Below are 12,350 nucleotides of genomic sequence, written 5' to 3' on the forward strand. Positions count from 1 at the left end.
AGGAAATACGTATTAAGTATCTAAAAAATAATGGTGTTCACTGATTTCATTCTTAAGTAATTGAACATTTTTTATTCCTATTTTTTTACCTTGAGAAGCGATGAGTTTTTCCTTTTTAAGAGCAGAAAATACGCGTATAACCTGTTCTTCCGTTGTTCCGGCATAATCTGCGTATTCTTTCCTGCTTAGTGGAAGATTTAGGTACCCTCTTAAATCGCCAAACTTTCTATTAATGTACAGCAGCGTATCCACAACACGTTCACGTACGGTCATTTGAGAGAGTGATTTAACTTTGGACTCACTTTTATTGAGCTCGTTGGCATAAAATAACATCATGTCGTACGTAAACTCTGGATTTTTCCTTAGAATGTCTTGAAGGACATTTTTAGAAAAATAACATAATACACTATCTTCTAGTGCAATAGCGCCAATTGAATAATATTCTTCCGTACCAAACCCTCGATGTCCGATTATTTCCCCATTCTTGGCAAATCTAACAATCTGTTCTTTTCCGTTAATCCCTGTTCTAAATACTTTTACCTTACCTTTAAGAATGTAAAAAAGACCATTAACAGGTGCACCTTCAATAATAAACTGTTGTCCCTTTTTACAAAATATCTCTCTTTTACTTTGAAGAAAATCTGTATCAGAAAGTGTTTTTATATTTTTATTGATTAAACAGTTCACATTTTCACATGTAGAACATGCATCCTTCTTAATAGATGTCAGTTTTGATTTATTGGACGCATAAGCTATCATAAACAAAAAAGTATTTAAGCAAATATAAGTATTAATAAGTAGTTCTTTATGCGTTGGTGAATTTTTGCGAGCAATGTAAAAACACACGTATTATTTTATAGGAACGAGAAAATAAACTCCCTATAATTATGATATGAATAATCAAATTCAAGTATTCTTAGTTGAACTTATCTGAAATCGATACAATTTTTTAATGAAAAGGACTATTTCAAACCATTTACAGGTACTACCGTTAAATACAAATCCCATATTCATAGTAATACTCTGAAATTCGTTATATTTGTCCGAATATAACGAGTTGCATATGATATCTATCGATAGCGCCATATTAACCATTAAGAAGCATAGCAAACCCTTACAAAAAGAAACGATTAAACCGGTTGAAAAGTCCAATGGATATGTAATCAGTCAAAATATATATTCTCCAATTAACATGCCTCCTTTTAGACAATCAGCAATGGATGGTTACGCGCTTCATTTACATGATTTATCAGAATATAAGCTTATTGGAGAAGTTAAGGCCGGAGATCATAAGACCTATCAATTAAAAAAAGGGGAAGCTGTTAGAATTTTTACCGGGGCTCCTGTACCCGATACGGCCAATGCAGTTGTAATGCAAGAAAAGGTTCAGGTAAAGGGCCATATAATTGAAACTGGAAACAAGATACTTAAGGGTAGTAATATTCGTCCCAAGGGGGAACAAATAAAAACAGGAGCTATAGCCTTAAAAAAAGGCACATCACTAACATCTGCTGGAATTGGTTTTCTAACATCATTAGGCATAAAAGAAGTTCCCGTATTTAAAAAACCAACTATTGCCATAATAACAACAGGTAATGAACTTATTGAGCCTGGAGAAAAACTGAAACCTGGAAAAATTTATGAAAGCAATTCTAAAATGCTTTTAAGCGCACTCTATAGTTTAAAATTTTACGACATTACCTTACATAAAGTCGAAGACCATTATGAAACTACTTATGAATCACTGAATCGCGTAATACCAACAAACGACTTGGTCATTATAACAGGGGGAATTTCGGTTGGAGATTATGATTTTGTTGGCAAAGTATTAGAGGATCTGAAGGTTAAACGCTTATTTTATAAAGTAAACCAAAAACCTGGAAAGCCACTGTACTATGGAAAAATGAACAATACTTCTGTATTTGCATTGCCTGGTAATCCTGCTGCAGCGCTCACCTGTTTTTATATGTACGTTTATATTACCTTAAACAGGATGATGGACCATGCCATAGTTGAATTGCCAAGGATATGGGCTAAATCACTTACCAAATTCGAAAAAAGGGCCGATAGACCACAATTTTTAAAGGCCATTTTAAATCATGGGAAAGTAGAGATACTGGATGGACAGAATTCCTCTATGCTACAGAGCTATGCTATTTCCAATGCCCTGGTATTTATGCCGGAAAAATTAAGTGTAATTAATATAGGAGATCAGGTAGAAACTATTGTATTACCAGTATAATTATGGGTTATAAAATTAAAAGTAGGATATGGATTGAATCTGATGGACATGTGCTGCTAGGTGAAGGCCGGGTGAGATTGCTTAAGGCTATCCACGATACAGGATCGCTGTCAAAAGCAGCAAAATCACTTAACCTTTCCTATAAAAAGGCATGGCACCTCCTAGATTCAGTAAATAAATCAGCCAAAAAACCGGTAACCATCAATATTACAGGAGGAAAAGACGGAGGTGGTACAACGCTAACGGATTATGGAAAAGCTCTGATTACCATATTTGATGGCATCAATCGGAATTGTTGGGAGTTTTTAGACCGCCATTTAGAAACCATTGAAAAACTAAAATGATATTTACCCTATAAGTTTAGAGGAATTTTAACATTGGCCCGTACTTTATAAAAAATGCTGCAACAAGATAACATATATTTATTCTTAGCCATATTACCTGCTATATCATTCCTGTATTCCAGTGTTGGTCATGGTGGAGCAAGCGGCTATTTAGCTTTAATGGCGTTATTTACTTTTACTCCTGAGGCTATGAAACCCACAGCGCTCCTACTTAATTTATTTGTTGCCGGTATAGCATTTTATTACTATTACAGGAGTGGGTATTTTAATTTAAAGCTTTTTTTGCCTTTTGCTGTGACCTCAATTCCCATGGCCTTTATTGGTGGTTCTATAGAAGTTGAAGCTTCTGTTTATAAGAAAATATTGGCCGTACTCTTAGGGTTTGCTATTTTAAAAATGTTGAATGTCTTTGGTAAAGAAAAAGGCACCATTACCAATGTACGGCTTTGGCAAGGTCTTGTTATTGGTGGTATTATTGGATTTTTCTCAGGACTTATTGGTATTGGTGGTGGCATTATACTAACGCCAATAATCTTGTTATTACATTGGGGGAAAATGAAAGAGGCCGCAGCAGTTTCTGCTTTATTTATTTGGGTCAACTCGGCTTCTGGATTGATCGGCCAATTAAGTAGTGGCATTATAATTGAAAATGACGCCTTTGTGTTGGTAGGTGTTGCCTTAATTGGAGGTATTTTAGGAGGTTATTTAGGAAGTAAAAAAATAAATAACACGAATTTAAGATACATATTAGCTTTTGTATTGTTCATAGCATCTATTAAATTATTATTCACCTAAATGATACGTACAAAAAACATAACCGGTATTATTCTTGCAGGTGGGAAAAGCTCCAGAATGGGGACCGATAAAGGTTTGTTGGAAATAAATCAAAAACCATTTGTAACGCATATTGCAGATGCCCTACAACCATTGGTTTCTGAAATTATGATAGTTTCTGATAATTCCAAATATGACGTTTTTGGATATAGAAGGATTTTGGATGTCTTTAAAGACTCCGGACCATTAGACGGGGTATATTCCGGTTTAAAGGCCTCCAAAACCGAATATAACCTTGTTTTAAGTTGTGATATTCCTCTAATTAAGACCATTGTTTTAAAACAGTTAATTGATAGTATTGATGCTACAAATGATGTGTTTCAAATTGAAAGTAATGGTAAGACCATGCCACTCGTTGCCTTATATAAGAAAACTTGTTTTAGAACATTCCAAGAACTCTTAGTCAATCACGAAAAACGGCTACAATTTGCTGTTAATCAATGTAAAGTCAAAAACATTAAACTTAAACATCGGTATGATCATACGATAACAAATGTAAATACCAAACAAGAATTTAAATTACTAAATTATGAACATTAGCATCATGTATTTTGGGCAAATAGCAGAAGTAACCGGAGTAAAAGAAGAAACCATGTTGCTTGAACATCGCTTAATATCAGAACTGGTTTCCTTTCTTATCCAAAAATACCCTGAATTGGAGTCAAAATCCTTTCAGGTGGCCCAAAATAAAGAATTAGTCTCATTTGACACCCAACTTACAGGAGAAGAGATTGCATTATTGCCTCCTTTTGCAGGTGGATAATATCAAGACTTTTCCCGAGGTAAGGCCGGCTTTATAGCTCATTAAATTAAGATCCAAAACGATTTAACCATTTAGACACAATAAAAATGAAAGATAACAAAATTAAAAATGTATTCCACCAGGGGGCTATTACTTCCGATTTCATAGGTTCATCTATTGCCAAGCACCAAACTAAAACCGCTATAGGGGCGCACAATATATTCTTAGGGCAAATACGTGCAGATCAAATTAATGGCAAAACCATAACGGCTATAGAATATACCGCTTATGAAGATATGGCTAATGCCAAGTTTCATGAGATACGTGAAACAGCTTTTGAAAAATTCGATCTAACCTGCATGCATATTTATCATAGTTTGGGTGAAGTGAAAGCGGGTGAAATATGTTTGTTTGTCTTTGTTTCCTCACCACGCCGAAGGATGGTTTTTGAAGCTTTGGAATTTATTGTAGAACGCATTAAGGCAGATGTCCCCGTCTTTGGAAGAGAGCGGTTCGAAGACGATACACATCAGTGGAAAGTAAATTCTTAAGAGTTCAAATTCAGCAAATAGTAAAACAGAAAATATGGTAGACATTACAAATAAAAACAAAACTTTACGCGTTGCAACAGCCCAGGCTATTGTTAAAGTGAGTAAACCTGAAACCATCACAGCCATACAAAATGACTCAGTCCCAAAGGGCAATGTATTTGCCATGAGCAAAGCGGCCGGGTTGCTTGGAGTAAAGCGAACGCCCGATTTATTGCCAGACTGTCACCCCTTACCTATTGAGTTTACCGGTATAGAATATGAAATAGAAAACTTAGAAATTAAAATCTTATTCACCGTTAAAACCATATACAAAACCGGTGTCGAGGTAGAAGCCATGCATGGTGCAAGTGTTGTCGCATTAAATATGTACGATATGTTGAAACCCATCGACAAAGGAATAGAAATTAAACAAATTAAATTGCTTTCCAAAAAAGGAGGTAAATCTGACTTTAAAGATCGATTTAAAACGAATTTATCTGCTGCCGTGGTTGTTTGTAGTGATACCATTTCGGCAGGCCATAAAGAAGATAAAGCAGGCAAGGCCATTATAAAAAAGCTTGAAACCTGTAATGTATCCATTTTTGAATATATTATCATTCCGGATGAGAAAGATGTGATTCAGAATAAAGTAAAATATTATCAGGAAAAGGGTGTAGATATGGTTATTTTTACTGGTGGCACAGGACTTTCACCTCGCGATATCACACCGGAAGCCCTAATTCCATTATTGGATAGAAGGATTCCCGGAATTGAGGAAGCCATCCGTAGTTATGGGCAAGAACGCATGCCATTTTCAATGTTATCGAGAAGCATTGCAGGAACCCTAAAGAATACATTAGTGTTGGCTTTACCAGGCTCAACTAATGGTGCAAGAGAATCCATGGACGCCATCTTTCCAGCAATTTTACACAGTTTTCGGGTTTTAAAAGGTGCCAGACATGATTAGGACAAAAATAGAATGAGAACTTTGAAAGAAAGTAAAAACATATTAAGGGATTCGCATGGCAGAGTACATAGCTATTTACGTATTTCCCTGACCGAACGTTGTAATTTAAGGTGCACTTATTGTATGCCAGAAAATGGAGTGCAACTCGCTCCTAAAAGTCATTTGATGACTTACGAAGAAGTATACGATATTGCCAGACTCTTTGTAAAGCATGGTGTAACTAAAATTCGTTTAACCGGCGGGGAACCCTTGGTGCGAAAGGATATCCCTGTTATTCTAGAAAAACTTGCAAGCCTTCCGGTAGAACTCTCCATGACTTCTAATGCCATAACTATTGACAGGTTCATTCCGGATCTTAAAAAATACGGTGTTAAAAACCTCAATATTAGCTTAGACAGCTTAGATCGTAAAAAGTTTGAACAGATTACACGTCGCAATCAATTTGATAAAGTGTACAGCAATATTTTACTTTTGATTAAGGAAGGATTTAAGGTAAAGGTCAATGCCGTGCTCATTAAAGGATTTAATGATAACGAGATCATTAAATTTATTCATTTAACTGAAAAACTACCTGTTTCGGTGAGATTTATAGAATTTATGCCATTTGATGGCAATAAATGGGATATGGCAAAAATGGTATCGTACAACGATGTGATGAACCGCGTTCACGCTGTTTTCCAAAAGGAAGACCTATTAAAGTTAAGCGATGCGCCACATGACACTTCTAAAAATTTCAAAATTAAAGGTTATATAGGTAGCTTTGCTATAATAAGCTCAGTAACGAACCCGTTTTGTGACTCGTGCAACCGATTGCGAATAACAGCCAACGGACAGCTAAAAAATTGCTTGTTTTCATCTTCCGAATCTGATTTGTTAACACCGTTGCGTCAAGGCAAATCGATTGAAGGTATCATTCAAAAAGCCGTCCAGGCTAAATTTAAAATACGCGGTGGCATGGATACGTTAAAGAAACTTCAAGACCCCGATTTACATTCCAATAACCGGAGTATGATATCTATTGGCGGATAGCCAAGCTTTAAAAAAAACGGTCGTAATCAAGAAAAATGGACGCGCTTGTTTAAAGCGACTTCTAAAAGGGTTATGGTTCATTAAGCATTACTCTTTTTTAGGTATGTTATTTTTTTTAAATTCTCTTTAGGTGCTTCACATAGAGAACAGACATAATTTTCAGGTAACATTTCAAATGGGGTTTCAGGAGGAATATTTTGTATTCTATCACCATAAGACTCATTATATATTGTAAGACAATCGAGGCATTGATATACCAATTCTTCCTTTTTTTCACAGACATCGTCTTCGGATAATTCGACTTCCATTTCCTGTCCCAATTGATCAAAATACAATTGACTCAATTCCATAAGCAAGCCCGGTAATTCAACTTTATCGACATCTTGGACATGCATAATGTAATCTCTTGTATTCGGATCAAAATTTTTGGCATATAATAAATTATAGGTATCCCTAATAACAAAATCCCCTTGCAATTCAGGTTGCTTGTTTTTTTCTATTACAATAGAGGTAAAGTAATATGCACTGCTTTCATAGTCGGTAATTCCAAAAGTCAGTCCATAAGTACTGATATCATTCTGGTCAAAATTGGTTACTAAATATTTTTTCAAGTACAGTGCATCCTTATTTGCAACCGGTAGATGCCAATTCAATTCCAACATCGAGTGGCGCACGTTTATTCCAAACTTTCCTAGAAACTTTTCCCATTGTAATTTAGCACTTATTGGTATTCCTTTAACTATAAAAGATTTCCATGGAGTTATTGATATTTTGCCGATTTTACTCTCGGCACAGAGTTCACACATGGCCTTTAAAAAAGTCAGATCGTATAAGTTATTCCTCCAATACAAACCCAACCAGTATTTATCGGTACCTATTCGATTCATACCTTCAAAATAAGGAAAAGGATAAAATGGCACCTCCAGGGGTTCATCCACAGTTCTGTTATTCGTGTCCACAGCATCACTAACCAACTCAAATACTGTTTCAATGGTTTCCGGTTCCTCTTTGAGGATATGTTCTATCGCCAATTCAAATTTATCCAATTCCCAACTATACACTAAAGCAGGATACATTTGTGTTTGTTTCCATCCTGGCAACCTTAGATAGACATACCAATAATCTTCATGTGCCGAGGCTATAAAATTTATGTGTCCGGTAAACAAGGGTACCAAACGCTGTCTGGGATCCGTAATATTAACCCTTAATCGCAAATTATGCTTAAACTGCTCTAATATGTACAAGTACCGATCTCCCGTAAGCCATGGAGTACTTGGAAATATATCCGCCGACACATAAGAGGATACTATATTCTCGATACTCGCTTTACCCGGTTCAACCACTTGAATCTTATCGAACTTGGCCAATTGACCTTGATCAATTTTGTCGGGAAAAATGATATCTTGTCTAGAACCAAAAGAAATAGCATTCAATCCCAATTGTTCTGCCATTTCACAAATGTATTTTAACTCTCCAGGAGATAAAACCCCTCCGTTTACGATTAATCGGTTTAATTCCTTCATTTGTCATTATTATTATTGTCTCATATCCACTTTACCGTGTCCTACCTTCCTCGAATTTATACTAAAACTTTAGCTTTACTCAACAATTCACGTACCTCGGTCTTACAACTCCCGCAACCCAGGCCTGCACCTGTTGTTTTACACAACTCGGTAAAATCGGTACACCCTCCTGATATGGCTTCCAGAATATTACCATCGCCCACCTGACTGCATGAACACACCAACTTACCCAATACCGGTTTATCAATTGACGATCCACGCAGTAGCGTATTCCGTTTTTCTGACATTTCAATCTTACTCTCGATCATGGTTTTAAATTCTGCAAACTCAGTTTTGTCACCCATTAAAATGGCACCTACCAACAAGTCGTCTTTCACAATACATTTTTTATAATAGCGTTTGGAGATATCAGTAAAAACAACTTGTTCATAACTCATGTCATTATCCGGTATATTAACATCCCCTATACTGCACAAATTAAGATCATTAAACTTTAAAATATTCATTAGTACAGAACCATGATATGAACAGCTAATATCGCCAGCTATGAAATTTGCTAAAATAGCAGCTTGTTCTTCCGCCGCAGAAGTTATTCCAAATAACTGATTGTTAAATTCGGCTATTTCACCAATGGCAAATATATTTGGATTTGAAGATTGCAGATGCTGATTTACTTTTACGCCTCGCCCGCAGATAATTCCATTAGATCGTGCCACTTCAACATTTGGTATGGTGCCAATGGCATAAACAATGGCATTGGCTACTATAAATTTCCCACTCTTTAAGGTAATATTTAACTCTCCTGTATCTTCATCATCAAATACAGTACTCACTTCATTATCAAAATAAATTTGAATCCCTCGCTCTTGAACATCAAGGGCCAGCAACTTACTTGAAACTTTATCCAACTGGCGTTCCATTAATCTGGACCCCCTCTGAATAATGGTTATTTTAACTTGTTTATGCTTAAGAGCTGCAGCCAATTCCAAGCCTAACAATCCGCCGCCCACAATAACAACATGTTGTTGTTCTGAAGGTAAATTGGTAGCCTCCAAATAGGATTTAAACTTATCGGCATCTAACTTATTACGCATGGTAAAACGTCCCGGCATATCTATTTGTACATCCTTAGGAATAAAAGCACGGCTTCCGGTTGCCAATATTAATTTATCAAATCCATGGGTTACACCATTACTATCCGTAACCGTTTTCGATTCTTTATCAATTTCAGAAATCCAAGTTTGCGGATAGGTCATCACGTTCAACTTGTTCAATTCTGTCTTTTTAATTTTTAACAACTGTTCCCATGTTAATTCTTCGGTCACATATTCGGGAAGCAACACTCTATTATAGAACAGATTGGATTCTTTTGAAAACACATGAATGTCATCTTGCTCATTATATTCCCTGTAATTCTGAATAAAGCGAAATGCAGCTGCACCTGCTCCTACAACAATTAATTTTTCTACAGGTTTTTTATATTTTGATACAGCAACCGTTGTAAATTTAAAATCGGGTTCTTTGGATAAGGGATCAATAAGTGTATTGGTCAAATTATTTGCACGATTCAAATCGTTTTGAAGTTGTTTTCCCCAATGCATCGGTAAAAATACCACCCCTTTTTTTATGGTATCGGTTATTTTGGCGCGAACCCTAACGACCCCATTCTTACTGCGTATCTCCGTAATATCTCCATTTTTCAGTTTGTTTAAATAGGCATCAACCGGATTAATTTCCAAGACTGGTTTGGGATAATGTGTTTTTAATCTGGACACCTTTCCTGTACGGGTCATTGTATGCCATTGATCTCGAACCCTTCCGGTAGTTAGGATAAGTGGATAGTCCTCACTAGGCATCACGGAGGTGTTTAACACTTGTTCGGGAATATTAAAAACTGCTTTTTGTGTAGGCGTATAGAACTTCTTATCTCCGAATAATCTTGGTGTTCCTGTATGTCTGTATTCAGGAACCGGCCATTGAAATGTGCCTTCATTCTTTAAGCGATCATAATTTAAATAGGACACGTCGATATGAGTGTCCTTAGTCATTTCACTATACTCGTCATAGATCTCCTCAGCACTGTTATAATTAAATCCACGAAAACCCATGCGCTGCGCAAAATCACAAAATATTTCAACGTCCGGACGTGCTTCGCCAGGGGCATTAATGACTTGTGGCAAGTACGATATACGTCTTTCTGAATTGGTCATGGTTCCCTCTTTCTCTAACCAACCTGCCGCGGGAAGCACTAAATCGGCATAATCGACGGTATCCGATCGATAGGAAATATCCTGAACTACAACAAACTTAGCTTGTTTTAAAGCCCTTTCTATACGATGGGTATTGGGCAAACTAACCAGTGGGTTGGTACATGCAATCCATATGGCCTTCAACTTACCTTGTTCAAGCGCATCAAACATTTCGGTAGCGGTATAGCCCGGTTTCTCCGAAATTCCATCAACACCCCAAAAGCGGGCCACTTCACGGCGATGTTCTTCATTATTCAGATCTTTGTGAACCGCCAAAAGATTTGCCATACCCCCTACTTCACGGCCACCCATGGCATTGGGCTGACCCGTTAATGAAAATGGTCCTGATCCTGGTTTTCCCACCTGTCCTGTGATAAGTGATAAATTAAGTAAAGCTGTATTTTTATTGACTCCAATGGCGCTCTGGTTTAGACCCATAGCCCACATACTTATGAATCCTTTGGACAGACCGATAAAATCGGCTGCTTTTCTTAAGTCTTTTTCTGGTACGCCACACATGTTTGCCGCTTTTTTTATGGAAACAGAACAAATTTGATCCCTATATTCCTTAAATCCTTCTGTGTGATTATTTATGAAATCTTCATCTATCAGTCCCCTCTCAAATAGGCAGCGACCAATTGCATTATACAGTATAATGTCTGTACCGGGAAGTAATTGCAAATGTAAATCCGCAAAATGAGCAGAATCGGTTTTACGAGGGTCCACCACTATAATTTTTATATCAGGATTTTTCTCTTTATGCATTTCAATACGGCGAAAGAGAATGGGATGACACCAAGCAGGATTTGCCCCGGCAATAAAAAAACAATCTGCAAGTTCTATGTCTTCATATGAAATAGGCACGCTGTCCTCTCCAAAAGTTTTTTTATAGCCCACCACGGCCGAGCTCATACACAACCGCGAATTGGTATCGATATTATTGGTACCCAAAAACCCCTTGGTCAGCTTATTGGCTATATAATATTCTTCCGTCAAGCTTTGTCCAGATACATAAAATCCAACACTGTCAGGTCCATAGCGTTTAATAATTGATTTAAAAACACTACTGGCTCTATCCAAGGCATCGTCCCAACTAACACGTTCAAGCGGATGCGACCTGCTCCAACGCATCTCAGGATATAGAATTCTATCGGAGGTATCATTTACCACATAATGCAGATTCATGCCCTTGGAACAAAGCATTCCCTTGTTTACGGGATGATCTTTATCGCCTTCAACAATAACCTTGTTATTGCTATCTTTCCTAACGACGATACCACAACCCACCCCACAGTAAGAACATGTTGTTTTTATCTCATTATTAACCATTTACATATTTGATTTTCGACGAATTAAACCATTATAACAACACCAAACAAGATCATTTATATATTATTCCCAATCTCATAAAAAAGCTCCACATAATTTCCAATTCACTAAAAAACAATCAAAATTATTAGTGTTTTACAAGTCTGTGTTTATTCCAAAGTTAATTAACCTAATTTTCAAGATTCAGATGCTACTTAACCATAGTCCATAATATCATTCCAATATAGGTACTGATTATTCATCCCGAATGGTTAACCACATAAGATAGCCCTCTAATAATGCTAAATCATAAACAACCCGTTAACTATAAAATTCCTCAGCAATGATATTTAAAGTAATTTATGGTATTTGAAAATCAAATTTATTGTATCAATCGTATTTAAATCGGAATTATACTAACAACAAATCTAAGTATAAATACGTAATTATTTAAATAAATATACTTATTTAGTCAATTAATGTAGAATTGATAATTAACAAAATATCAATTTAATAATCTGTCAAAATAAAAGGATTAAATCGTAGGTTTTATAAGAACTGTATTAACAAATTGATGTCAAA

11 protein-coding genes are annotated in these 12,350 nt (G+C 36.3%); 8 read left to right on the top strand and 3 right to left on the bottom strand.

The genetic code is table 11. The features are described 5' to 3' along the window. Positions 1-12: 12 nt before the first annotated feature. Positions 13-759 (bottom strand): Crp/Fnr family transcriptional regulator, encoded by a 747-nt coding sequence (locus MR054_RS09125; protein ID WP_242085012.1) that lies wholly within the window; start codon positions 757-759, stop codon positions 13-15. Between the two features lie 304 nt (positions 760-1,063). Between MR054_RS09125 and MR054_RS09130 the strand changes: the two genes are divergently transcribed. The 8 genes from MR054_RS09130 to moaA all read left to right on the top strand — a co-directional run bounded on the left by MR054_RS09130 (position 1,064) and on the right by moaA (position 6,688). Next, entirely contained in the window at positions 1,064-2,242 is a 1,179-nt protein-coding gene (locus tag MR054_RS09130; protein ID WP_242157612.1) for a molybdopterin molybdotransferase MoeA, read from the top strand. Between the two features lie 2 nt (positions 2,243-2,244). Beyond that, positions 2,245-2,586, top strand: a complete 342-nt coding sequence (locus tag MR054_RS09135) for a winged helix-turn-helix domain-containing protein (protein WP_242085014.1) — start codon at positions 2,245-2,247, stop codon at positions 2,584-2,586. Between the two features lie 54 nt (positions 2,587-2,640). Next, positions 2,641-3,381 carry a sulfite exporter TauE/SafE family protein gene (locus MR054_RS09140; RefSeq protein ID WP_242085015.1) on the top strand — a complete coding sequence of 247 codons (741 nt, stop codon included), beginning with the start codon at positions 2,641-2,643 and terminating at the stop codon, positions 3,379-3,381. Beyond that, positions 3,382-3,960: a molybdenum cofactor guanylyltransferase gene (mobA, locus tag MR054_RS09145; protein ID WP_242157613.1), complete on the top strand. Its 579-nt coding sequence runs from the start codon at positions 3,382-3,384 to the stop codon at positions 3,958-3,960. It begins immediately after the preceding gene. After that, positions 3,950-4,183, top strand: a complete 234-nt coding sequence (locus tag MR054_RS09150; RefSeq protein WP_242085017.1) for a MoaD/ThiS family protein — start codon at positions 3,950-3,952, stop codon at positions 4,181-4,183. The genes mobA and MR054_RS09150 overlap by 11 nt, the downstream gene beginning before the upstream one ends. Before the next feature lie 86 nt (positions 4,184-4,269). Beyond that, positions 4,270-4,713: a molybdenum cofactor biosynthesis protein MoaE gene (locus tag MR054_RS09155; RefSeq protein ID WP_242157614.1), complete on the top strand. Its 444-nt coding sequence runs from the start codon at positions 4,270-4,272 to the stop codon at positions 4,711-4,713. Positions 4,714-4,747: 34 nt separating this feature from the next. Further along, on the top strand, positions 4,748-5,659 hold the full coding sequence (gene moaCB / locus MR054_RS09160; protein WP_242157616.1) for a bifunctional molybdenum cofactor biosynthesis protein MoaC/MoaB: 912 nt from the start codon (positions 4,748-4,750) through the stop codon (positions 5,657-5,659). Positions 5,660-5,680: 21 nt separating this feature from the next. Further along, complete coding sequence (gene moaA / locus MR054_RS09165) at positions 5,681-6,688, top strand: GTP 3',8-cyclase MoaA (protein WP_420868337.1); 1,008 nt, start codon at positions 5,681-5,683, stop codon at positions 6,686-6,688. Between the two features lie 80 nt (positions 6,689-6,768). Here the strand turns inward: moaA and MR054_RS09170 are convergent, their stop codons facing one another. Together MR054_RS09170 and MR054_RS09175 are read right to left on the bottom strand one after the other, a co-directional pair. Continuing rightward, positions 6,769-8,211 (bottom strand): rubredoxin domain-containing protein, encoded by a 1,443-nt coding sequence (locus MR054_RS09170; protein ID WP_242157619.1) that lies wholly within the window; start codon positions 8,209-8,211, stop codon positions 6,769-6,771. A 56-nt stretch (positions 8,212-8,267) separates the two neighbouring features. Then, entirely contained in the window at positions 8,268-11,789 is a 3,522-nt protein-coding gene (locus tag MR054_RS09175; protein WP_242157620.1) for a nitrate reductase, read from the bottom strand. Positions 11,790-12,350: the final 561 nt, after the last annotated feature.

The organism is Aestuariivivens sediminis (assembly GCF_022662105.1).
Lineage (GTDB): Bacteria > Bacteroidota > Bacteroidia > Flavobacteriales > Flavobacteriaceae > Aestuariivivens > Aestuariivivens sediminis.